The sequence below is a fragment of the Escherichia sp. WS1152 genome (assembly GCF_046487665.1).
GTDB lineage: Bacteria > Pseudomonadota > Gammaproteobacteria > Enterobacterales > Enterobacteriaceae > Escherichia > Escherichia coli.
This window is the reverse complement of sequence record NZ_JBJQJA010000001.1, coordinates 413300-437036: the sequence shown is the minus strand read 5'-3', so window position 1 is coordinate 437036 and position 23737 is coordinate 413300. Positions and strand designations below refer to the sequence as shown.

27 protein-coding genes and 1 pseudogene are annotated in these 23737 nt (G+C 48.4%); 14 read left to right on the top strand and 14 right to left on the bottom strand.

Translation table 11 applies throughout. The features are described from left to right. Positions 1-16: 16 nt before the first annotated feature. The 6 genes from dinI (at position 17) to ACJHW7_RS01990 (ending at position 3606) form a co-directional block, all read left to right on the top strand. Positions 17-262, top strand: a complete 246-nt coding sequence (gene dinI, locus ACJHW7_RS02015) for a DNA damage-inducible protein I (protein ID WP_001217754.1) — start codon at positions 17-19, stop codon at positions 260-262. A gap of 289 nt (positions 263-551) precedes the next feature. After that, positions 552-806 carry a biofilm formation regulator BssS gene (gene bssS / locus ACJHW7_RS02010; protein WP_000414437.1) on the top strand — a complete coding sequence of 85 codons (255 nt, stop codon included), beginning with the start codon at positions 552-554 and terminating at the stop codon, positions 804-806. 114 nt (positions 807-920) lie between these two features. Then, complete coding sequence (gene solA / locus ACJHW7_RS02005) at positions 921-2039, top strand: N-methyl-L-tryptophan oxidase (protein WP_021556699.1); 1119 nt, start codon at positions 921-923, stop codon at positions 2037-2039. Between the two features lie 47 nt (positions 2040-2086). Further along, entirely contained in the window at positions 2087-2200 is a 114-nt protein-coding gene (locus ACJHW7_RS02000) for a YceO family protein (RefSeq protein WP_001253418.1), read from the top strand. Between the two features lie 260 nt (positions 2201-2460). Beyond that, entirely contained in the window at positions 2461-3027 is a 567-nt protein-coding gene (locus ACJHW7_RS01995) for a cytochrome b (protein ID WP_000011108.1), read from the top strand. Between the two features lie 3 nt (positions 3028-3030). Then, positions 3031-3606 (top strand): YceI family protein, encoded by a 576-nt coding sequence (locus tag ACJHW7_RS01990; protein ID WP_001723374.1) that lies wholly within the window; start codon positions 3031-3033, stop codon positions 3604-3606. 41 nt (positions 3607-3647) lie between these two features. Here ACJHW7_RS01990 and ACJHW7_RS01985 read toward each other — a convergent pair whose 3' ends face one another. After that, the gene (locus ACJHW7_RS01985) at positions 3648-4700 is read right to left on the bottom strand and encodes a rhodanese-related sulfurtransferase (protein WP_001144616.1); all 1053 of its coding nucleotides are present in this window, start codon (positions 4698-4700) and stop codon (positions 3648-3650) included. A gap of 224 nt (positions 4701-4924) precedes the next feature. On the opposite strand from ACJHW7_RS01985, the gene lpxL reads away from it, so the two are divergent. The 3 genes from lpxL to ACJHW7_RS01970 all read left to right on the top strand — a co-directional run bounded on the left by lpxL (position 4925) and on the right by ACJHW7_RS01970 (position 7700). Beyond that, positions 4925-5845, top strand: a complete 921-nt coding sequence (gene lpxL / locus ACJHW7_RS01980) for a kdo(2)-lipid IV(A) lauroyltransferase (RefSeq protein WP_021556698.1) — start codon at positions 4925-4927, stop codon at positions 5843-5845. Positions 5846-6016: 171 nt separating this feature from the next. Continuing rightward, positions 6017-7243, top strand: a complete 1227-nt coding sequence (mdtG, locus tag ACJHW7_RS01975; RefSeq protein ID WP_000074172.1) for a multidrug efflux MFS transporter MdtG — start codon at positions 6017-6019, stop codon at positions 7241-7243. Between the two features lie 82 nt (positions 7244-7325). Next, positions 7326-7700 carry a MysB family protein gene (locus ACJHW7_RS01970; protein ID WP_000180058.1) on the top strand — a complete coding sequence of 125 codons (375 nt, stop codon included), beginning with the start codon at positions 7326-7328 and terminating at the stop codon, positions 7698-7700. Here the strand turns inward: ACJHW7_RS01970 and ACJHW7_RS01965 are convergent, their stop codons facing one another. From ACJHW7_RS01965 to mdoG, 3 genes are all read right to left on the bottom strand, one after another. Beyond that, positions 7701-7928: a YceK/YidQ family lipoprotein gene (locus ACJHW7_RS01965; RefSeq protein ID WP_001237205.1), complete on the bottom strand. Its 228-nt coding sequence runs from the start codon at positions 7926-7928 to the stop codon at positions 7701-7703. Positions 7929-8100: 172 nt separating this feature from the next. After that, positions 8101-10644 (bottom strand): glucans biosynthesis glucosyltransferase MdoH, encoded by a 2544-nt coding sequence (mdoH, locus tag ACJHW7_RS01960; RefSeq protein ID WP_001295445.1) that lies wholly within the window; start codon positions 10642-10644, stop codon positions 8101-8103. Next, positions 10637-12172 carry a glucans biosynthesis protein MdoG gene (gene mdoG, locus ACJHW7_RS01955; protein ID WP_001300662.1) on the bottom strand — a complete coding sequence of 512 codons (1536 nt, stop codon included), beginning with the start codon at positions 12170-12172 and terminating at the stop codon, positions 10637-10639. The genes mdoH and mdoG overlap by 8 nt, the downstream gene beginning before the upstream one ends. Positions 12173-12564: 392 nt before the next feature. On the opposite strand from mdoG, the gene mdoC reads away from it, so the two are divergent. Continuing rightward, a complete protein-coding gene (gene mdoC / locus ACJHW7_RS01950; protein ID WP_001070350.1) occupies positions 12565-13722 on the top strand; it encodes a glucans biosynthesis protein MdoC in 1158 nt (385 codons plus the stop codon). Positions 13723-13729: 7 nt separating this feature from the next. Here mdoC and clsC read toward each other — a convergent pair whose 3' ends face one another. The 6 genes and pseudogenes from clsC to csgB form a co-directional block, all read right to left on the bottom strand. Further along, complete coding sequence (gene clsC / locus ACJHW7_RS01945; protein ID WP_021556697.1) at positions 13730-15211, bottom strand: cardiolipin synthase ClsC; 1482 nt, start codon at positions 15209-15211, stop codon at positions 13730-13732. After that, positions 15153-15685, bottom strand: a pseudogene (gene ymdB, locus ACJHW7_RS01940) (O-acetyl-ADP-ribose deacetylase). The gene clsC and the pseudogene ymdB overlap by 59 nt, the downstream one beginning before the upstream one ends. A 94-nt stretch (positions 15686-15779) precedes the next feature. Continuing rightward, on the bottom strand, positions 15780-16091 hold the full coding sequence (gene ymdA, locus ACJHW7_RS01935; RefSeq protein ID WP_021556696.1) for a protein YmdA: 312 nt from the start codon (positions 16089-16091) through the stop codon (positions 15780-15782). 120 nt (positions 16092-16211) lie between these two features. Further along, positions 16212-16544, bottom strand: a complete 333-nt coding sequence (gene csgC / locus ACJHW7_RS01930) for a curli assembly chaperone CsgC (RefSeq protein WP_000992818.1) — start codon at positions 16542-16544, stop codon at positions 16212-16214. Between the two features lie 58 nt (positions 16545-16602). Next, entirely contained in the window at positions 16603-17061 is a 459-nt protein-coding gene (gene csgA / locus ACJHW7_RS01925; protein WP_000771428.1) for a curli major subunit CsgA, read from the bottom strand. 40 nt (positions 17062-17101) lie between these two features. Next, the gene (gene csgB / locus ACJHW7_RS01920) at positions 17102-17557 is read right to left on the bottom strand and encodes a curli minor subunit CsgB (RefSeq protein ID WP_000791650.1); all 456 of its coding nucleotides are present in this window, start codon (positions 17555-17557) and stop codon (positions 17102-17104) included. Between the two features lie 753 nt (positions 17558-18310). Here csgB and csgD point away from each other — a divergent pair. From csgD to csgG, 4 genes are read left to right on the top strand one after another with little or no spacing between them, the layout of a single operon-like run. Then, a complete protein-coding gene (gene csgD / locus ACJHW7_RS01915) occupies positions 18311-18961 on the top strand; it encodes a biofilm master transcriptional regulator CsgD (RefSeq protein WP_000481500.1) in 651 nt (216 codons plus the stop codon). Between the two features lie 4 nt (positions 18962-18965). Next, positions 18966-19355 carry a curli production assembly/transport protein CsgE gene (csgE, locus tag ACJHW7_RS01910; protein ID WP_000833288.1) on the top strand — a complete coding sequence of 130 codons (390 nt, stop codon included), beginning with the start codon at positions 18966-18968 and terminating at the stop codon, positions 19353-19355. Positions 19356-19379: 24 nt separating this feature from the next. Beyond that, complete coding sequence (gene csgF, locus ACJHW7_RS01905; RefSeq protein WP_001264088.1) at positions 19380-19796, top strand: curli production assembly/transport protein CsgF; 417 nt, start codon at positions 19380-19382, stop codon at positions 19794-19796. A gap of 26 nt (positions 19797-19822) precedes the next feature. Beyond that, the gene (csgG, locus tag ACJHW7_RS01900) at positions 19823-20656 is read left to right on the top strand and encodes a curli production assembly/transport protein CsgG (protein ID WP_001189321.1); all 834 of its coding nucleotides are present in this window, start codon (positions 19823-19825) and stop codon (positions 20654-20656) included. Positions 20657-20719: 63 nt separating this feature from the next. On the opposite strand, the gene ACJHW7_RS01895 is transcribed toward csgG, so the two are convergent. From ACJHW7_RS01895 to ghrA, 4 genes are all read right to left on the bottom strand, one after another. Next, positions 20720-21211 (bottom strand): DUF1097 domain-containing protein, encoded by a 492-nt coding sequence (locus ACJHW7_RS01895; RefSeq protein ID WP_001383029.1) that lies wholly within the window; start codon positions 21209-21211, stop codon positions 20720-20722. Positions 21212-21312: 101 nt separating this feature from the next. Continuing rightward, positions 21313-21867 carry a molecular chaperone YcdY gene (gene ycdY / locus ACJHW7_RS01890; protein WP_021556694.1) on the bottom strand — a complete coding sequence of 185 codons (555 nt, stop codon included), beginning with the start codon at positions 21865-21867 and terminating at the stop codon, positions 21313-21315. Positions 21868-21890: 23 nt separating this feature from the next. After that, a complete protein-coding gene (gene ycdX, locus ACJHW7_RS01885; protein ID WP_000283664.1) occupies positions 21891-22628 on the bottom strand; it encodes a zinc-binding phosphatase in 738 nt (245 codons plus the stop codon). A 54-nt stretch (positions 22629-22682) separates the two neighbouring features. Then, complete coding sequence (gene ghrA / locus ACJHW7_RS01880; RefSeq protein WP_040234658.1) at positions 22683-23621, bottom strand: glyoxylate/hydroxypyruvate reductase GhrA; 939 nt, start codon at positions 23619-23621, stop codon at positions 22683-22685. Positions 23622-23737: the final 116 nt, after the last annotated feature.

Below are 23737 nucleotides of genomic sequence, written 5' to 3'. Positions count from 1 at the left end.
TCAACAGGGGGCTATTATGCGAATTGAAGTCACCATAGCGAAAACTTCTCCATTGCCAGCTGGGGCTATTGACGCCCTGGCTGGCGAACTTTCCCGCCGTATTCAGTATGCGTTTCCTGATAATGAAGGCCACGTATCGGTACGTTACGCCGCAGCGAATAATTTATCGGTTATTGGCGCGACAAAAGAAGATAAACAGCGCATTAGCGAAATTCTCCAGGAAACGTGGGAAAGCGCCGATGACTGGTTTGTCAGCGAATAATATGCAGTGATTTTTGTTTTTGCCGGGTCGCCCCGGCTTTTTTATTTTACTTACAAATTTTGAGTACAAAATTTCTACACTTCCTCAAAATAATTGCACAATATGCTAAAAAAATATGAATGACATGCTGTTTTATTGTTCATATAAATCTTAAAAGCAGAAATTTATCTGTTTCCCCCTTTAAAAATTCGGTGAATACCCTTACTTATTGGTATACTGAAGTTGCTTCAGATAAAAACGCATTGAACCTCGAATAACGTTGTCTAGTAACACGAATTAGGGGGCCATGATGGAAAAAAATAATGAAGTCATTCAGACTCATCCGCTCGTAGGGTGGGACATCAGCACCGTTGATAGCTATGATGCGCTGATGTTGCGTTTGCACTACCAGACCCCAAATAAGTCCGAGCAGGAAGGGACTGAAGTTGGTCAGACGCTCTGGTTAACCACTGATGTTGCCAGACAATTTATTTCGATATTAGAAGCAGGAATCGCCAAAATTGAATCCGGTGATTTCCCGGTAAACGAGTATCGGCGTCATTAACATGACATGACCATCCACCCAAAAGGCACCTCACCGGTGCCTTTACCATTTCTGGGTTGTATATCTGCATTCAGTTAATTACTCTGCTTAAACCATGAGAGCAGAGAGAAAAAAATGAAATACGATCTCATCATTATTGGCAGCGGTTCCGTAGGCGCTGCCGCCGGGTATTATGCAACCCGCGCCGGTTTAAACGTGCTTATGACCGACGCCCATATGCCACCACATCAACACGGCAGCCACCACGGCGATACGCGATTAATTCGCCATGCTTATGGTGAAGGCGAAAAGTATGTCCCGCTGGTCCTCCGCGCACAAACGCTGTGGGATGACCTCTCCCGCCACAACGAAGATGATCCCATTTTTGTACGCTCTGGTGTCATTAACCTTGGCCCGGCTGACTCCGCATTTCTCGCCAACGTCGCCCACAGCGCCGAACAGTGGCAACTCAACGTTGAAAAGCTCGATGCGCAAGGGATTATGGCCCGCTGGCCAGAAATACGCGTCCCGGACAACTACATCGGCTTATTTGAGACTGATTCCGGTTTTTTGCGCAGCGAACTGGCGATTAAAACCTGGATCCAACTGGCGAAGGAAGCGGGCTGTGCGCAACTGTTCAACTGCCCGGTCACCGCAATTCGTCATGAGGATGATGGCGTAACTATTGAAACTGCTGATGGTGAGTATCAGGCGAAAAAAGCGATTGTCTGCGCGGGAACATGGGTAAAAGACCTGCTCCCGGAGCTGCCTGTCCAGCCCGTACGTAAAGTATTTGCCTGGTATCAGGCCGATGGCCGCTATAGCGTGAAGAATAAATTCCCGGCGTTTACCGGTGAACTGCCCAATGGCGATCAATATTATGGTTTTCCGGCAGAAAACGACGCGTTGAAGATTGGCAAACATAACGGAGGCCAGGTTATCCATTCAGCGGATGAACGTGTTCCGTTTGCGGAAGTGGCCAGTGATGGGTCAGAAGCCTTCCCGTTCTTGCGCAATGTATTGCCGGGTATCGGTTGCTGCCTGTACGGCGCTGCCTGCACCTATGATAATTCGCCTGACGAAGATTTTATTATCGATACCCTACCCGACCACGATAATACACTGCTCATTACCGGCCTGAGTGGGCACGGTTTTAAATTTTCGTCAGTTTTAGGGGAAATAGCTGCCGATTTTGCGCAAAACAAAAAAAGCGATTTTGATTTGACGCCATTCAGGCTTTCCCGCTTCCAATAATCATCATTACGGCCTCCAGAATGAGGCCGTTTTTACAGGAGTATTTAATGCGTCGGCTGTTGCACTATCTCATCAATAATATTCGCGAGCATCTGATGCTTTATCTTTTTCTCTGGGGATTGTTGGCAATTATGGATCTGATCTATGTGTTTTATTTTTAGTTTTCCGCACTGACATAAACTGACAAATATTTAATCTCCCTTTCATTTAGCGTGAAAAATTGAATGAGATTATTCCTGCTTCTACAGCACTCACCAGACACCTCTGATGCTGAACCCACTAAACTTATGAAGATTCTTTCATTATTAATTCAAAATTATTGAAATAAAAATAAATATCATTCAATTTGTTATTTTTGTGTTGCAATTCATTCTCCGACACGCCATTTTCTTTCTCTCGCAAATTCGTTTTGGATGCACTTATGTCATTCACAAATACCCCTGAACGCTATGGTGTTATATCTGCGGCCTTCCATTGGCTAAGCGCAATTATTGTCTACGGCATGTTTGCTTTAGGTCTGTGGATGGTCACGCTCAGTTATTACGATGGCTGGTATCACAAAGCACCCGAACTGCATAAAAGCATCGGTATTTTGTTAATGATGGGGCTGGTTATTCGCGTTCTGTGGCGTGTCATATCTCCACCGCCGGGTCCGCTGCCGAGTTATTCGCCCATGACTCGTCTTGCCGCAAAAGCTGGACATCTCGCATTGTACCTATTGCTGTTCGCCATCGGCATCAGCGGCTATCTGATCTCAACTGCCGATGGTAAACCGATCAGCGTTTTTGGCTGGTTTGACGTCCCCGCGACCCTTGCCGACGCTGGCGCACAGGCAGACTTTGCCGGTGCCCTGCATTTTTGGCTCGCGTGGAGCGTCGTAGTACTGTCCGTTATGCACGGATTTATGGCCCTGAAGCATCATTTCATCGATAAAGACGACACTCTGAAGCGCATGCTGGGAAAGTCGTCATCTGACTATGGAGTATAAAAAATGAAAAAAAGCCTGCTTGGTTTAACCTTCGCGTCCCTGATGTTCTCTGCCGGTTCAGCGGTTGCCGCCGATTACAAAATTGACAAAGAAGGTCAGCACGCCTTTGTTAACTTCCGCATCCAGCATCTTGGCTATAGCTGGTTATATGGCACCTTTAAAGATTTCGACGGTACTTTTACCTTTGATGAAAAAAATCCAGCTGCCGATAAAGTGAATGTGACAATTAAGACCACCAGCGTCGATACTAACCACGCCGAACGCGATAAACATCTTCGCAGTGCAGATTTCCTCAATACCGCAAAATATCCACAGGCAACATTCACCTCCACCAGCGTGAAGAAAGACGGTGACGAACTGGATATTACCGGCGATCTGACGCTGAATGGTGTAACCAAACCCGTCACGCTGGAAGCGAAATTAATTGGTCAGGGCGACGACCCGTGGGGTGGTAAACGTGCAGGCTTCGAGGCCGAAGGCAAAATTAAGCTCAAGGACTTCAATATCAAGACAGATTTAGGTCCAGCTTCTCAGGAAGTGGATCTGATTATTTCAGTGGAAGGCGTACAGCAGAAGTAAGAGTGAAATGTTGCCGGATGGCACGCATCCGGCAATGATATTTATTCTGTTGGATCAGGAATGCCCAGTGTTGTATTCAGACGTCCACGAGACTTATTAAAGATCTTATTGCCATTTTCACGTCCTGCCCGACGGCGTCTCTGTTCTTCTGGCGGTAACGCGCTTTCTTCGCAGCAAATTTCACTACAACAACCTTTGTATTTTTCCGCGCATACTGGACACTGAATAAACAGCAGGTGGCAGCCATCATTTTTACAGTTGGTATGGCTGTCGCACGGCGCACCGCACTGGTGGCAATGCGCGATAATCTCATCCGATATACGTTCGCCCATCCGCTCGTCAAAAACAAAATTTTTGCCAATAAAACGCACCGGCAAGCCCTGCTCGCGCGCCTTACGGGCGTATTCAATAATTCCGCCCTCGATATGCCAGACTTTGTTGAATCCGTTATGTTTCATCCAGGCACTGGCCTTTTCACAACGAATGCCGCCGGTGCAGTACATGACGATTTTTTTATCTTTATGTGCCTGCATCATCTCGACTGCTTTTGGCAGCTGCTCACGGAAGGTATCTGCCGGAATTTCGAGCGCGTTTTCAAAGTGCCCCACTTCATACTCATAGTGGTTACGCATGTCGATAAATAGTGCATCGGGATCGTCAAGCATGGCGTTCACTTCCGCCGCTTGCAGATACTCACCAACATTGCTGGCATCAAAGTGAGGATCGTCAATACCGTCGGCAACGATACGATCGCGGACCTTCATGCGCAGTACCCAGAAAGATTTCCCATCATCATCCAACGCGATATTCAGGCGTAAACCCTCTAAAGCCGGGTCGAAGGCATAGAGCTGCGCGCGAAATGTTTCAACATTGCTCGCTGGTACGCTGATTTGCGCGTTAATGCCCTCATGCGCCAGATACACTCGCCCAAAAACATTCAGCGCGGTAAACAGCTGATATAAAGCGTCACGGGTCGCCTTAGGATCGGCGATGTGGAAATACTTGTAAAACGAAATGGTGGTTCGCGGTTCGCTCTCAGCCAACATTTTGGCTTTTAACGCGTCGTTGGAAATGCGGTTGTGTAACACTGGCATGGTGTACGGTTCCTGCGAGATGGGAAAGTAAAAATCCGCGGCATGATATAGCAATTATCGATAATTAACATCCACACATTTTACGCTACATTTGCGCATTAAAAATTATTTGTTATTTACAAGCGCGGCAATTTCGCCCAGTCTTCAGCCACAAATTTTGGTTGCGGGCGAAAAAATGCGACAATACATACAATTGCCCGAATAGGTTGAAAAACAGGATTGATATGACGAATCTACCCAAGTTCTCCACCGCACTGCTTCATCCGCGTTATTGGTTAACCTGGTTGGGTATTGGCGTACTTTGGTTAGTCGTGCAATTGCCCTACCCGGTTATCTACCACCTCGGTTGTGGATTAGGAAAACTGGCGTTACGTTTTATGAAACGACGCGCAAAAATTGTGCATCGCAACCTGGAACTGTGCTTCCCGGAAATGAGCGAACAAGAACGCCGTAAAATGGTGGTGAAGAATTTCGAATCCGTTGGCATGGGCCTGATGGAAACTGGCATGGCGTGGTTCTGGCCGGACCGCCGAATCGCCCGCTGGACGGAAGTGATCGGCATGGAACACATTCGTGACGTGCAGGCGCAAAAACGCGGCATCCTGTTAGTTGGTATCCATTTTCTGACACTGGAGCTGGGTGCGCGGCAGTTTGGTATGCAGGAACCAGGGATTGGCGTTTACCGCCCGAACGATAATCCACTGATTGACTGGCTACAAACCTGGGGCCGTTTGCGCTCAAATAAATCGATGCTCGACCGCAAAGATTTAAAAGGCATGATTAAAGCCCTGAAAAAAGGCGAAGTGGTCTGGTACGCACCGGATCATGATTACGGCCCGCGCTCAAGCGTTTTCGTCCCGTTGTTTGCCGTTGAGCAGGCTGCGACCACGACCGGAACCTGGATGCTGGCACGGATGTCCGGCGCATGTCTGGTGCCCTTCGTTCCACGCCGTAAGCCAGATGGCAAAGGGTATCAATTGATTATGCTGCCGCCAGAGTGTTCTCCGCCACTGGATGATGCCGAAACTACCGCCGCGTGGATGAACAAAGTGGTCGAAAAATGCATCATGATGGCACCAGAGCAATATATGTGGTTACACCGTCGCTTTAAAACACGCCCGGAAGGCGTTCCTTCACGCTATTAAATCTTCCATGCCGGATGCTTCAGAATGGCATCCGGCATTACCACAGCAAATCCCCCTGATTTAGCGATAAAAGCTCTCTGGATTGCGCCCCCTGGAAGTCGGGCGCATAATTAGTGTGCTTATCTTTTCTTCTTATGTTCACCGCGCCTGGCGCACCAACAGCGGATTGCTATGTCACCCTGTGAAAATGACACCCCTATAAACTGGAAACGAAACCTGATCGTCGCCTGGCTAGGCTGTTTTCTTACCGGTGCCGCCTTCAGTCTGGTAATGCCCTTCTTACCCCTCTACGTTGAGCAGCTTGGCGTTACCGGTCACTCCGCCCTGAATATGTGGTCCGGTATTGTCTTCAGCATTACATTTTTATTTTCGGCCATCGCTTCACCGTTTTGGGGTGGGCTCGCCGACCGTAAAGGCCGAAAACTCATGCTATTACGCTCTGCTCTCGGCATGGGCATCGTGATGGTGTTGATGGGACTGGCACAAAATATCTGGCAGTTTTTGATCCTGCGGGCGCTTCTTGGGTTACTTGGCGGATTTGTCCCCAACGCTAATGCTCTTATCGCCACACAAGTACCGCGTAATAAAAGCGGCTGGGCACTGGGTACGCTCTCCACAGGCGGCGTTAGCGGCGCGTTGCTCGGCCCAATGGCTGGCGGTTTGCTCGCCGATAGCTACGGCTTACGTCCGGTATTCTTTATTACCGCCAGTGTGCTCATACTCTGCTTTTTCGTCACCCTGTTCTGCATCAGAGAAAAATTCCAGCCGGTCAGCAAAAAAGAGATGCTGCACATGCGGGAAGTGGTGACATCACTTAAAAACCCGAAACTGGTACTCAGCCTGTTTGTCACTACGTTAATCATCCAAGTGGCGACGGGCTCAATTGCCCCCATTCTGACGCTGTATGTCCGCGAACTGGCGGGTAACGTCAGTAACGTCGCCTTTATCAGTGGCATGATCGCCTCGGTGCCAGGCGTGGCGGCTCTGCTGAGTGCACCACGACTCGGCAAACTTGGCGATCGAATCGGCCCCGAAAAGATCCTGATTACGGCGCTGATCTTTTCTGTACTGCTGTTGATCCCAATGTCTTACGTTCAGACGCCATTGCAACTTGGGATTTTACGTTTTTTGCTCGGTGCCGCCGATGGTGCACTACTCCCCGCCGTACAGACACTGTTGGTTTACAACTCGAGCAACCAAATCGCCGGACGTATCTTCAGCTATAACCAATCGTTTCGTGATATTGGCAACGTTACCGGACCATTGATGGGAGCAGCGATTTCAGCGAACTACGGTTTCAGAGCGGTATTTCTCGTCACCGCTGGCGTAGTGTTATTCAACGCAGTCTATTCATGGAACAGTCTACGTCGTCGTCGAATACCCCAGGTATCGAACTGATTTTTCGCCTTTCATACTTGCAAAAGCGGAGAATCAGCTATCCTTTTCCCTGAAACCTCATCAACTCAAAGGGAGAATCGTGATGACCATGTACGCAACGCTTGAAGAAGCCATTGACGCTGCACGCGAAGAATTTCTTGCAGACAACCCCGGCATCGACGCCGAAGATGCGAATGTGCAACAGTTCAATGCCCAAAAATACGTTTTGCAGGACGGCGACATCATGTGGCAAGTTGAGTTTTTTGCCGACGAAGGTGAAGAAGGTGAATGTTTACCTATGCTTAGCGGTGAAGCCGCGCAAAGTGTTTTTAATGGCGACTATGATGAGATAGAGATCCGCCAGGAGTGGCAGGAAGAGAATACATTACATGAATGGGACGAGGGGGAATTTCAGCTTGAGCCACCGCTGGATACCGAGGAAGGACGCGCAGCAGCTGATGAGTGGGATGAACGTTAATTACTCATACGGGCCATGATGAATGTCGATCGGCAGCAGTAAAGTATCAAAAACCAGGGAGAATGGCAGATCAAGGATTGTGACATAACGCCAGGCGGAGTCACGCACATCCCATTGCACACCGGGATAATATTGGTTGCCATGCCCCTGCCCCGGTATAGTGCGGCTAATGATGCTGCCACAGCCACTCAGCAAGGTCACCATGATGCTCACCACAATTAAACGCATTTGATACCTCTTCCGTAAAAAAATACCGGCATAACGCCGGTATTTTTATTGGCTCGTTGTTTTTGCCAGATGTGGCGTGAACGCCTTATCCGACCTACAAAATCTTGCAAAATCAACACATTGCAGGAGCGATGTAGGCCTGATAAGCATAGCGCATCAGGCAACTACGTTTTTATTGCGAAGCCGCATCCGGTTTACGCAATGCCAGTGGATTGAGCTTTATCCCTTCGTAATAACTCACCCATGAAGAATATCTCTCCGGGGAATTCCAGACGCGGAAATGCAGACGGGCCATCGTCACCGGATCGCTTAGCAGCACCAGGCGACGATCGCGATTCAGCTTCTCTGGCGTCTCGTTCAGCGCCTGTTCAACGTGGCGGTCACGGGCGATTTCCAGCACCTTACTGGCGCGGTGACGCGCGGTCGCCATTGCGGTGGCCAGAGCGTTAAATGACGGGTTAAACACTGCGTGCATAAAACCATCATCAAGGGAGCGTTGACGGTTCATCTCAAGGAACCGATCGGTATCAACCAGCACCTGCGGCGGTGAATACTCTTCCGGGATCAGGAACAGTTTCCAGCGTTTGGTGCGCAGACCAACGGTGGCACGGCTGGAAATCACCGAAACAAACGGTGACAGGATCAACGAGAAGACAATCGGTGCCAGCCAGAACAGGAAACGCAGATCCAACCACGCCATCCCAACAGCCCACACTAACCCTAACAGCAGCTGTGAGCCGTGGCGTTTGAACGCTTCACCCCAGGAAGTGGAGTCATCATCACGCTGCGGTGAATTCCACACCACTTCCCAGCCAAGGAACGCGCTGACAACGAAGACCGTATGGAACAGCATGCGTACCGGAGCCAGCAGCACGGAAAAAAGCACTTCCAGCAGCAACGATAATGTAACGCGCCAGAAGCCACCGTATTCTTTCGTTCCTTTGCACCAGATAAGCAAAATGCTCAATAACTTCGGCAGGAACAACAGCACCATGGTCGAAGCAAAAAGTGCAATCGCCAGCTCAGGACGCCACTGCGGCCACACCGGGAACAACTGCCGTGGTTGCAGGAAGTATTGCGGTTCGGTTAACGCATGCACTACCTGCAATGCAGTAGAGAGCGCGAGGAACATAAACCACAGCGGAGCGGAGAGATAAGACATCACGCCCGTCAGGAACACCGCACGGTGAACCGGGTGCATCCCCTTCACCAGGAACAGACGGAAGTTCATCAGGTTACCGTGGCACCAGCGGCGGTCACGTTTTAGCTCATCAAGTAAGTTAGGCGGTAATTCTTCATAAGAACCCGGGAGATCGTAAGCAATCCAGACTCCCCAACCTGCACGGCGCATCAACGCCGCTTCCACGAAGTCATGTGACAGGATTGAACCGGCAAAGGAACCTTCGCCCGGCAGCGGAGCCAGTGCGCAGTGCTCGATAAACGGTTTCACGCGGATAATCGCGTTATGTCCCCAGTAGTGCGACTCGCCAAGTTGCCAGAAGTGCAAACCGGCTGTAAACAGTGGCCCATACACGCGGGTCGCGAACTGCTGACAGCGCGCATACAGCGTATCCATACCGGACGCTTTCGGCGACGACTGAATGATCCCGGCGTTCGGGTTGGCTTCCATCAGGCGCACCAGCCCGCACAAACAATCACCGGTCATTACCGAGTCAGCATCTAGCACCACCATATAGCTGTACTGGCTGCCCCAGCGACGGCAGAAGTCATCGATATTACCGCTTTTACGCTTCACGCGACGGCGGCGGCGGCGATAGAAAATCTGACCTTCGCCACCGACTTCAGCGATAAGCTCCATCCAGGCTTTTTGCTCTGCGACGCAGATATCCGGGTTATAACTGTCACTCAGAATGTAGACATCAAAGTGTTTGGCATTCCCGGTGGCTTTTACTGATTCCCACGTTGCACGCAGGCCAGCAAAAACACGGTTCACGTCTTCGTTACAGATAGGCATGATCAACGCCGTGCGATGCTCCGGGTTTAATGGTTCATCGCCAACTGTTGACGCAGATATACTGTATTTATCGCGACCAATAAGCAGTTGCAGGAAGCCCATTAACGCCGTCCAGAATCCGGCGGACACCCAACAGAACAGTACCGCAAAGAGGATCAGGATACCGGTTTGCAGCATATAAGGCAGAAGCTGCATAAAGGAAACCCACAAATCCTGACCAACCATATCCATAGGATTAATCAGCGCCCAACCCTGATAAGGAAGAATGGTCTTCATATACCAGGTCGCGACGACAGTTTGCGCGAGCGTCAGGATCAACAGAATGTAACGACGGATGGTACCGACGGTACGCCACTTTTGCTCGCTCTCCTGCTCTTCTTTGGTCAAACGAGCCAGATAGCGCGGCGTGACATCGCGTCCACGCAGGCGATCCCAGAAACGGCCTACCGGGTTGGTACGCCACGGGTCGGGAAACATCGAGGAGCGTTTTGCTTCTGGCATCGCCTTAAGCTGATCGCGCCCTTCGTCGTCTTTAATTAACTGTCCATCAGCAAGTGAATCTGGCCAGGCTTGTTCCAGACGCGCCTTTACCGAGCCTTGCGGGGAGTCATCCTCCCGCGCCCAGGTGCGGTGTTCGGCATCCAGCGCCTGATGAACGGCGCGGATATCAGTCTTCGGCAATGCCGCTTTCTCGCTTGCGGCGATGGGCATTGCGTCAATGTACTCAGTTGTCTTATTCATTGGCAGGTAACTGGTAGCTCCAGGTTTCACTCAACGTCTGATCGGCATTCACCAGCGCAGCACGCATTTCAGTGGTTTTCTTGGCATCTTTCACTTTCACACGCATCACCAGACGCCAGCCTTTGGTGACCGGGTTATAGCGCACCGTGCTTTCCACTATCTCACCATTATCACCAATGCTGGTTTGCGCTGTGACCGGGGTATCTTCTGGCAGTTTTTTCATCTCTGCGCCGGTAAAATCGACCACAAAGGCGATAGTACCGTCAGGCTGGCGAATCAGGTTCGACTGCTTCACATCCCCCGTTGAACGACGCGTTTGTTGCACCCATGCGTTATCTGGCGCATGCAGTTTGTCTTCATCACGGCTGAAGGTGATGGTGTATTTAAAGTTCATCTCTTTACCCGGCTCCGGCAGCTGATCCGGCGTCCAGTAAGCGACGATGTTATCGTTGGTTTCATCGTTGGTTGGAATTTCCACCAGCTCAACGCTGCCTTTGCCCCACTCCCCTTTCGGAGTCACCCATGCGCTTGGACGGAGATCGTAACGATCATCGAGATCTTCAAAGCGGGAGAAATCACGACCGCGCTGCAACAGACCAAAGCCTTGCGGGTTTTCCATGGAGAAGCTGCTGACCGCTAAATGTTTCGGGTTATTCAACGGACGCCAGATCCATTCGCCATTACCGGCATGGATAGAGAGACCGTTAGAGTCGTGCAACTCCGGACGATAGTTATTTGCTGGCGACGGTTGGTTCGGCCCAAACAGGAACATACTGGTTAACGGTGCAACCCCCAGTTTGCCGACTTTATCGCGCAGATAGATTTTCGACTGCACATCCACAACCGTGTCACGCCCTGGCATAACTACGAATTTGTAAGCACCTGTCGCGCGCGGCGAGTCAAGCAATGCATAAATGGTTAAACGTTTATCAGTTGGTTTTGGACGCTCGATCCAGAACTCTTTGAAGCGTGGAAATTCTTCACCCGATGGCAAGGCGGTATCAATTGCCAGACCGCGGGCAGAAAGGCCATAAACCTGACCTGCACCAATCACGCGGAAATAGCTGGCCCCGAGCATGCTGACGATTTCATCGTTTTTATCTTTGCTGTTGATCGGGTAAAGCACTTTAAAACCGGCAAAACCAAGGTCTTTTACCGTGTCTTTGTCATGCTGAACATCGCCGAAAGTGAAATAATCCGGGCTGTATTTGATTCGTTTGACTGCGGTGGCAGTCACTTCATTTATTTTGACCGGGGTATCGAAGTACATACCCTGATGGTAGAACTCGAGTTTGAATGGGGTCTTCAGATTGTTCCAGTACGCTTTGTCATGATTAAACTGGATCTGCTGATAGTCCGCGTATTTCATATCGCGGAAAACGGAGGGCAAGTTGCTTTTGGGCGCCTCATAGCCTTTCCCGGCTAAGGATTGAGCTTGCTTTGCGACATCATCAATACTGAAAGCCCAGCTTGAAGATGTATACAGGGTTAACATTACTGCAGCACTCAACCAACGCATTTTCATCATTTGTAGTTTATGTTTCATAATTAGTAAGCACTTCCCCCTTTGTGTGCTTATATCGATCCGATCTATTTTAATGGATAACCAGCCATTCCGACAACAGAATCCCGGTATCGTTCAGCACGCTGGCTCATGGATTAAGCACCTGATTGCAACCGTTTTCACTTTCCGTGCTTCTCCTAAAGACAGAAGCATCGACTTCGTGTAGGGTTTGCCAGCAAATTTATTTATCAACCGTCTTACAGACGCTTCCATTCTGGTTAGTGGTAGCGATGATGCTATGCATAAAAACTTGAAGCCTGCGCCTGGCGCGGTCAGGTCGGTGTCGCTATGGCAACAAGCCTAAAGGCATAACCCGACAGGGATAAGACGAAAAATCCGAGATTAGTTAACCATATATGAATCCAGTACCCGCGCAACGTGAATATTTCCTCGACTCCATCCGCGCCTGGCTGATGTTGTTAGGGATCCCTTTTCATATTTCTTTAATCTATTCGAGCCATACATGGCATGTGAATAGCGCCGAACCGTCATTGTGGCTGACCCTTTTTAATGACTTCATCCACTCGTTCCGCATGCAGGTATTTTTCGTTATATCCGGCTACTTTTCCTACATGCTTTTTTTACGCTATCCCTTGAAAAAATGGTGGAAAGTACGTGTCGAACGTGTAGGGATCCCGATGTTAACAGCCATCCCCCTACTGACATTACCGCAATTTATTATGCTGCAATACGTCAAAGGGAAAGCGGAAAGTTGGCCTGGACTGTCATTGTATGACAAATATAATACGTTGGCCTGGGAATTAATATCACACCTGTGGTTTTTACTGGTGTTAGTGGTCATGACGACGCTGTGCGTATGGATATTTAAACGCATCAGAAATAATTTAGAAAATTCTGATAAAACGAATAAAAAATTCTCGATGGTAAAACTATCGGTGATTTTTTTGTGCCTCGGCATCGGTTATGCGGTAATAAGAAGAACGATTTTTATTGTGTATCCGCCCATTCTGAGTAATGGCATGTTCAATTTTATTGTCATGCAAACGCTATTTTATTTACCGTTCTTTATCCTCGGCGCACTGGCTTTCATTTTCCCTCATCTTAAAGCCTTATTTACCACGCCGTCTCGTGGCTGTACCCTCGCTGCAGCATTGGCGTTTGTCGCTTATTTACTCAACCAGCGCTATGGCAGTGGCGATGCCTGGATGTACGAAACCGAGTCGGTGATCACCATGGTCCTCGGTCTGTGGATGGTGAATGTGGTCTTCTCCTTTGGCCACCGTTTGCTTAACTTCCAGTCAGCGCGGGTGACTTATTTTGTTAACGCATCGCTGTTTATCTATCTGGTTCACCACCCGTTAACGCTGTTTTTCGGCGCATACATTACACCGCACATCACCTCCAACTGGCTTGGTTTTCTCTGTGGCCTGATATTCGTAGTAGGGATTGCGATAATTCTGTATGAAATTCATTTACGCATCCCATTACTGAAGTTTTTGTTCTCTGGTAAACCGGTTGTTAAGCGTGAGAACGATAAAGCACCAGCCCGTTAAGCCGCGTTTACAATAACCATTCCACGGGCAATATCGACGCCAGTCTGACCATAACCCGCTTCCAGAAACTGGTGGCGGGTTCTTTTTTGAGAACAATCTCTTTCTTTGCATGACGATCAACCCAGTTGATCCGTCCCCACCTGTCCAGACGGAGCTGCCAGGCCGCATCATACTGGCTCTGAATAAAGCGTTTATCAATTAACTGAGCCAGCGTTTCGCTCTCTATCACGAAGCCCATTTCAGTATTGAGCAATGTTGAACGCGGATCGAAATTGAAAGAACCGATAAACACCGTTTTACCATCGATGCTAAAGGTTTTAGCATGCAGGCTGGCACCGGAATTACCTGTTATGCCGCGATCGTGTAACGTACTACTTTGTTCACGCGTCGGCTTGAGTTCATATAATTCCACGCCATAACGGAGCAATTTTTTGCGCCAGCGCGCGTATCCGGCATGGACGACAGCAACATCGTTAGCGGCAAGAGAATTGGTTAGGATCGCAATCTTTACCCCTTTTCTCACCATCCGTAAGAGTTGCGCCACACCTGCGCGTGTCGGTACAAAATAGGAAGAGATAATATCGATGCGTTCACTGGGTGAGCCCATGATATCGAACAGGCGCTGCGGTAACAGCGAATGCCGTTTTGCCTTGCCCTCCCCTTTCGCCGGATCATCACTTAATAAACGTGTCTTCGCCCAGATAAGCGGCAACGTTCCATCAACCAGATGATTTATAAACGGACTGGATTCCATTTTGCGTAAGTAACGATGCGTCATGGCATCGTTATGCCATGAGGCGGGTAACTCGATGCGATCCGCCATTTCACCTTCCGGGACATCCAGCACCTGCTGTAAGGGTGAAACCGATTTGCAATACCAGTAGCGGGCGAAATCATCGGCAACGTCCTCTACTACGGGTCCTATTGCCATGACATCTAAATCCGAAAAAAGTGGCTCTTCCCCTGCCCCAAAATAGGCATCACCAATATTTCGCCCCCCTACCAGCGTCACCACGCCATCGACAGTGAAACTTTTATTGTGCATACGGCGATTGAGACGGGAAAAGTCGGTGATATAACCAAGCGGACGCAGCAAGCGAAACGAGAAAGGATTAAAAAGCCGGACTTCAATGCGGGGATGGCTGTCAAGCAAGCGTAAAATGTCGTCAAGTCCGGGCGTATTGTTGTCGTCCAGCAACAAACGGACGCGAACGCCACGCTTTGCTGCGGCTAACAGGGCGGAAAACAGTAACCGACCCGACATATCGTCCTGCCAGATGTAATACTGAACATCCAGCGTATGCTCTGCCATTTCGGCCAGAAGATACCGGGCGGCAAACGCATCCAGACTTTTCTCCAGAGGGAAAAGACCACACTGACCGGGATGTTGCGAACACAGTGGCAGCACCGCGCTCGCCAGCCGGGGCAAATCATTCATCTCCTTGTTGGGTAAGGAGTCTTTCGTAGAGGTGGGCGTTTTCTTCATCATAACAGACAAAGTATACCTGTTCGGGTAAAGCGTGACGGGTAATAAATTCTGAAACGGTTTTTACTGCGATTTCAGCCGCTGCCGCACGAGGGTAACCATAAACCCCAGTACTGATTGCAGGAAAAGCCACTGACGTATAGCTGTTTGCCGCCACCAGTCGCAGGCTATTGAGATAGGCATCCTGCAAAAGCTGGTCTTCGTTTTGTTCACCACCACGCCAGACTGGCCCGACGGTGTGCACTACGGCTTTAGCGGGAAGATCGCCTGCAAGCGTAATAACGGCATGCCCCGTAGGGCAATCGCCCTGCTGTTGCCTGACTTTTAAACAAGCATCCAGCAGGGCCGGACCCGCTGCGCGATGAATGGCCCCATCGACGCCGCGCCTCCCATTAATGACGGATTAGCCGCATTCACAATCACATCAACGGCCAGTTTGGTAATATCACCCTGCACAACATGAATACGCGTTTTCATAACGCCTCCTTACACCTTCTTGTTTCTTAAGTGTACAGCAGGCTTTTTGGTTAAATCGCATTTTTCTGCTCAGCAACGTGAGTTGTTCAGAAACTTAGTTATATTCGATGTTCATTACAGCCAGCTTTTTCTGTTTATCAAGATACTGCACTTTTACTGAGGCTATTTGCGCGTTTTTGACATTGCCGCTCATTAACGCTTTACTGGAATAGGTTTTTCCCGGAACAGAACCATTCTGTGGGCAGTTCATTTCTACGGGTGATGACTGGGTGCCGACGTCACATGCCGGTTCCACAATTTGGCCATAAAAATGGATCACGCCCCCTTGCGCGGTGCTTCCTGCGATGGCAATAAAAGGAAAAAACAAACTGCCGAGCATAAGAGAGTTTAAAAAAGGTCTGAACATTTATTCTATTTCCTCAATGATTAGTCATCCTTGAGGGTTGTGTTATCCATACTTTCAGGTTGGCTGATTCGCAGCAGACCATTCTCTCCAGATTCATCTTATGCTCGATATTTCAACAAATTAAGACTTTTCTGAAGAGGGCGGCCATTGTTGTGATAAATGAAGTGACTGTCCATCAGAAACAGTAACAACTATTTTCACCCGATCGTCCGGGGAAATATTTAAACTCAACTTCGTCAAAGCAATGGGTTGATTAGCAGGCAATGAAAGGGTCTTTTCTTGCTTCGTCTGACTTTGCCCTGAACTGCCTTCGCGCAGGGACAATATTTGTACTCTGCACAGACAAGATTGAGTAAGAGTGACTTCAGGAATAATGGTGTACATATCCCCTTGCTGGGTCGTATTAAAGGTTATCTGACTGGAAAGTGCCGCAAGGAGTAATAACGCATTCATATTCTTCTCCCGAAAAAAAACAGGGCTTGCGCCCTGTTTCTTTAATACAGATGATGTATTAGTACTGATGAGCGGTCGCGTTGTTACCAAAGCCAACCTGAGTTACGTTGACGGTGGAATTAGATGCAGTCTGGTCAACCGCTGCACCGTTGCCGCCACCGAACTGTTTAACTGTCATATGAGAGTCTTTACCGTTCCACTGATCAAGAGTGGCGCTGTTACCAAAGCCACGTTGGGTCAGATCGATTGAGCTGTCATCTGAGCCCTGACCAACATCTGCACCGTTACCACCACCATGCTGGGTAATAGTCAAGTCAGAGTTACGGGCATCAGCTTGCAGAGCAAGTGCAGAGTTACCACCACCGTACTGATAAATATTCAGCTCTGAATTCGGGCCGCTGTTATTACCACCACCACCGTGGTTACCGCCACCGCCGCCGTACTGAGGAACAACACCTGCCAGAGCGCTACCGGAGAATACGATTGCTGCAATTGCTGCTACTTTTAAAAGTTTCATGTAAAACCCCCATCGGATTGATTTAAAAGTCGAATGGAAATTAACGTTGTGTCACGCGAATAGCCATTTGCGACTGTCTCTGCACTACAATTGCCGTTTTTTGAGTACCATACTGTGTAATATTTGCTTTATTACCAGAACCTTTCTGGATAATCATCGCAGTATTACCATAAGCACCTTGCGAAATACTGGCATCGTTGGCACTGCCCGCCTGATCAATATATGCAAGGTTATAATCTCCTGTCTGGTCAATCTTTGCCCGGTTGCTACTACCTTCTTGCGCAACAACCGCCAAAAGTTTTGAGCCTCCCTGCCGTAACTGAGCACTATTATTAGTCCCAGCTTGACCAATTATGGCTGCCTGATTAAATGAAGACTTACTCAATTCATTTACCGCGAAGTTATATTCTGAATTAGCTAAATCATAACCTGCTGCGGCTGCAATCCCAGGCGCACCCAGTATTGTTAACATCATAAATAACAATTTGTTTTTCATGTTGTCACCCTGGACCTGGTCGTACATTTAAGAAATTAAATCATTTCAACTTGGTTGTTAACGCAACCTGTATTTTGTTAACGCTGCGTTACGATGGAAAGTATGTCTGCGGAAATATTTTTAATAACTCACCCGCGCGTTGTATTTTTCTTTTTTTGTTCATACCAAAGTATTAAAAGCCACGTAAATACGCTGTTATCTACGCAAAAAATATTTTGTTTTCTTTTAAATCTCCGTTTTCCGCTAGCAAAAAACACCAGACAGTCATTCTTCTTGCCCGTCGCTGATTGCTGCGATATGTCTTGCGCACAAGCCGTGACAAACCTCGTCTTTTTGCAGTAAAAAATTGTCCACGGTGGTGTGGAGAAAAAACAAGAACGTTTTACATGACGAAAGGACTACACCGAAATATTTTTTATATGCATTATTAGTAAGTTAGCACCATTTGTATGATTTTTTAAAATTGTGCAATAAAAACCAAATGTACAACTTTTCTATCATTCCTAAACTTAATAAAACCTTAAAGTTAACATTTCAATATAACGAGTTACATTTAGTTACATGTTTAACACTTGATTTAAGATTTGTAATGGCTAGATTGAAATCAGATGTAATCCATTAGTTTTATATTTTACCCATTTAGGGCTGATTTATTACTACACACAGCAGTGCAACATCTGTCAGTACTTCTGGTGCTTCTATTTTAGAGGCAGCTGTCAGGTGTGCGATCAATAAAAAAAGCGGGGTTTCATCATGTTTAATGAAGTCCATAGTATTCATGGTCATACATTATTGTTGATCACTAAACCTTCTTTGCAGGCGACAGCTCTCTTGCAGCACCTTAAACAATCGCTGGCAATTACAGGAAAATTACATAATATTCAACGTTCTCTGGACGATATCTCTTCAGGCTCTATTATTCTTCTGGATATGATGGAAGCGGATAAAAAGCTTATCCATTATTGGCAGGATACTTTGAGCAGGAAAAACAACAATATCAAAATATTGTTGCTAAATACGCCTGAAGATTACCCGTACCGCGACATTGAAAACTGGCCTCATATCAACGGCGTTTTTTATGCCATGGAGGATCAAGAACGTGTTGTCAATGGGTTGCAAGGCGTCCTGCGCGGCGAATGCTACTTTACGCAAAAGCTTGCCAGTTACCTGATTACACATTCTGGTAACTATCGTTATAACAGCACGGAATCAGCCCTCCTTACTCATCGGGAAAAAGAGATCCTGAATAAGCTGCGTATCGGCGCGTCTAATAACGAGATCGCTCGTTCGTTGTTCATCAGCGAAAATACGGTTAAAACGCATCTTTATAATCTTTTCAAGAAGATAGCCGTAAAAAACCGGACACAAGCGGTTTCCTGGGCAAACGATAACCTCAGGCGATAAAGCCATGAAACGTTATTTACGCTGGATTGTGGCGGCAGAATTTCTGTTCGCCGCAGGGAATCTTCACGCCGTTGAGGTAGAAGTCCCGGGATTGTTAACTGACCATACTGTTTCCTCTATTGGCCATGATTTTTACCGAGCCTTTAGTGATAAATGGGAAAGTGACTATACGGGTAACTTAACGATTAATGAAAGGCCCAGTGCACGATGGGGAAGTTGGATCACTATAACGGTCAATCAGGACGTTATTTTCCAGACTTTTTTATTCCCGTTGAAAAGAGACTTCGAAAAAACTGTCGTCTTTGCACTGATTCAAACTGAAGAAGCACTAAATCGTCGCCAGATAAATCAGGCGTTATTAAGTACGGGCGATTTGGCGCATGATGAATTCTAAATAAAAAATTGTTCGGAGGCTGCAATGCGTGTCAAACATGCAGTAGTTCTACTCATGCTTATTTCGCCATTAAGTTGGGCTGGAACCATGACTTTCCAGTTCCGTAATCCAAACTTTGGTGGTAACCCAAATAATGGCGCTTTTTTATTAAATAGCGCTCAGGCCCAAAACTCTTATAAAGATCCGAGCTATAACGATGACTTTGGTATTGAAACACCCTCAGCATTAGATAACTTTACTCAGGCCATCCAGTCACAAATTTTAGGTGGGCTACTGTCGAATATTAATACCGGTAAACCGGGCCGCATGGTGACCAACGATTATATTGTTGATATTGCTAACCGCGATGGTCAATTGCAGTTGAACGTGACAGATCGTAAAACCGGACAAACCTCGACCATCCAGGTTTCGGGTTTACAAAATAACTCAACCGATTTTTAAGCCCCAGCTTCATAAGGAAAATAATCATGCAGCGCTTATTTCTTTTGGTTGCCGTCATGTTACTGAGCGGATGCTTAACCGCCCCGCCTAAAGAAGCCGCCAGACCGACATTAATGCCTCGTGCTCAGAGCTACAAAGATTTGACCCATCTGCCAGCGCCGACGGGTAAGATCTTTGTTTCGGTATACAACATTCAGGACGAAACCGGGCAATTTAAACCCTACCCGGCAAGTAACTTCTCCACTGCTGTTCCGCAAAGCGCCACGGCGATGCTGGTCACGGCATTGAAAGATTCTCGCTGGTTTATACCGCTGGAGCGCCAGGGCTTACAAAACCTGCTTAACGAGCGCAAGATTATTCGTGCGGCACAAGAAAACGGCACGGTTGCCATTAATAACCGAATCCCGCTGCAATCTTTAACGGCGGCAAATATCATGGTTGAAGGTTCGATTATCGGTTATGAAAGCAACGTCAAATCGGGCGGGGTTGGGGCAAGATATTTTGGGATCGGTGCCGACACGCAATACCAGCTCGATCAGATTGCCGTGAACCTGCGCGTCGTCAATGTGAGTACCGGTGAGATCCTCTCCTCGGTGAACACCAGTAAGACGATACTTTCCTATGAAGTTCAGGCCGGGGTTTTCCGCTTTATTGACTACCAGCGCTTGCTGGAAGGGGAAGTGGGTTACACCTCAAACGAACCCGTTATGCTGTGTCTGATGTCGGCTATCGAAACAGGGGTCATTTTCCTGATTAATGATGGTATTGACCGTGGTCTGTGGGATTTGCAGAACAAAGCAGAACGGCAGAATGACATTCTGGTGAAATACCGCCATATGTCGGTTCCACCGGAATCCTGACAGATAAAAAAGCCGGAATTATCATCCGGCATTTTACTGCTTAAGCGAAAGCGTGAGTGCCCCTCACGCTTTATTTTTGATTTCCTGCTCACGGTGCGCCGTCTTTGCACTACGCGCCGCCAGCCACAGGCCGCTGTTTTTCATTGCGTAACCAAATATCAGCCCAAGCGCCAGCGAAGGTAACACCAGTTTCCAGTCACCCTGCCCGGCAAACGTCGCGCATGCGCCTATAAACGTCCCCGGAACAAATGAAAGCAGCAGCTGTTTGGCCTGAATACACATCAGAAACGCGACAATACCGGTTATGACATAACCGAGAATTTCCAAATGTGGCGTCAGTGCACTACCGTAAATAATGACCATCGCCCACACCACGCCACTAAGCAGGGTTGCAGCGGAGATCGCCAGCCCTTTCAGCCCACCTTGCGGGCAGGCAAAGTAGGCCGTACAGCCCAGGAAGCCCGCCCAGCTTAGTAAGCCCAGGGAAACAGCCACCCATCCCCAGATACCGGAGAGAATGCCTGTTGTGATTGCAATAGAGAGAAGTATGTTCATGCCGCGCATGATAGCAGAAAACGCGTCCATGAATGAGATCGAGCACACATTTTATGCAACAACAAATTATCTGTTGCAGTTATGAGTGACGCAGATCACATTTACTCTTCAGAATCCTCTTCCAGCTCGTCCCACATTGCACTAATGGCATCACGGGTTAGCGGTGCCATGGTGCGCCAGAAAGGCGTGGTTGCATGGGCCTCCACTTTGCCAAGGAACGCGCCACACCAGGGTAACAGATACTCACTGAACAGTGTTCCCAGTGCTTCGCTCTCATCTTCCGTTGACTGATCTTCCAGCCAGGAAGCCGCAAGCAGCAATGTGCCGATGTGATCGGCTGGCGTATCCGCCAGTGGCATCCCTCGTTCAGAAAGAAAAGCGCGCACTTCCGCTTCCGTTGCGTCCTCAACCCATGCGCTACGATATGGCGGCACGGCACATTCATCGCCGATAAACAACGCATTGTAATCGGCAGAGACTTGCGTCATATCACAGCTTTTCTGCAAACGTGTCAGCAACTCATCCTGCTCCAGTGGCCAGTTCGCAGCCAGTTTCCCCTCACGAATCAGGGTAAACAGCGGCACCAGTAAAGGATCTTGTGGTTGGCGGTAATAGAGCGAACCCAGCACACGACAGAGGATAGAAAACTCGTTCATTAATATATTTCCATTACTAGTAATTAAAGGTCTGCAAATTCCGCAATCGGTGCCATACCGCGAGATTCAAGGAAGTTCAGTAAGCGGCGCGGAGAAACATTCAAAATGCGCTCTGGCGGAAAATCTACCGCGTCGAGGATTTTAAGACACTCTTCAAATTCCCCCATGGTAAACGCGGTGTGAGAATCCGAGCCTAATGCCACCCAACCTCCAGCATCACGTACCGCTGCGGCTACCGCACGACAGTTGTCTTCACTGCCCTTACGTGAGTGTAAAAATGAGGAATTATTGATTTCCAGCGCCACCTGATGTTTCGCGGCTGCTTCAGCAACGGCTTTAACATCTATCTCATATTTCGGATTTCCGGGATGGCTTATTATATGCACATTGCCGCTGGCGATAGTGGCGATCATCGCTTGTGTATTGGTCGCTTTGTCATGTGGTGCAAAAACCGGCTCATGAAAACCGGCAATAATCAGATCCAGCGAATCAAACATTTTGCCGCTGCAGTCAATTTCACCATCAACATTTTTAATGTTAGCTTCGATGCCGCGCAGGATCCCTACCCCATCAACCACTCGCGGCCAGATACGCATGTTAATGAAGTGCCAGTGATGCGGCGCATCTTCCATATCCGGGCCATGATCGGTGATCGCAAAAAGTTTAATGCCCTTTTGTTTGGCCTGGGCAATGTAATCACTCAATGTGCTATATGCATGTGTGCTGGCAACGGTATGCATATGAAGGTCGACGGGATACATAACTCTCTCCTGTATTCAATTCCCGCCAAGGATAGCAGGAATCCTGATGCTTTATTAGTAGCCGCGTGCGCGGTCGACTTGCCCGCAGACCCTCTCCCCTTTTTCGAGCTGGGCAATAGTGCGAGAAATGTACTCCACAGCTTCAGCGGGACGGGTAATCGCGGCGACATGTGGTGTTATCGTCACGCGTGGATGTTGCCAGAGCGGACTTTCAGGCGGTAAGGGTTCACGATTAAAAACATCCAGCATTGCGCCTTTAACTTTCCCGCTATCCAGCGCCGCGAGCAGGTCATCTTCCACAACATGAACACCACGCGCCAGGTTGAGGAGATACGCGCCATCCGGTAATTTTTCGAGTAATTGTTGATTAATAATGCCGACGGTTTCAGGGGTATTCGGTAACAAATTAATCAATACCCGACATTGGCTCAGAAATGCAGACAGTTCTTCCCGTCCGGCAAAGCTTTGCACGCCAGGCCACGATTTACGGGTTCGACTCCAGCAATGCAGCGGAAAGCGCCAGGTTTGCAGACTCTGAGCCACTTTACTGCCCAGTACGCCTGCGCCCAAAATGCCGATGGTAAAATCTTCCCGATGATATTCAGGCAGCGGTTGCCAATGCGAACTATTTTGCTGGATGCGATAATCGTCAAAACGTCGAAACCAATGCAGCACCTGACTGACAGCATATTCCTGCATTTGCTCGCCCATACCGGTATCTTCCAGGCGAAAAAGTGGAACAGAAGGCTTCAGCATTTCAGGGTGTGCCTGTAGCTTGCTCAAAATAGAATCAACACCGGCCCCGAGTGCGAACACCGCTTTAAGATCGCGCCCTGCCAGCATTTCAACAGGAGGATGCCAGACTAAAGCATAATCAGCAGAGTCATTATCTCCGCTTTTCCATGCTCTGACTCTTGCCTGAGGAATAGCTTTGCGCAGTGCCTCAATCCACCATTGGGTATCGAACGTTGGGTGATAAAAGATGATATCCATACTGACTCCCGAAAAGCGTTGTGCGAAATTTATTCGCACTTATCGTTATGATCTACAAAGGCCACCAGCATAACAAATCCGTGGTCGGTGGCAAAAAAAGCAGATTTCGCTTATTA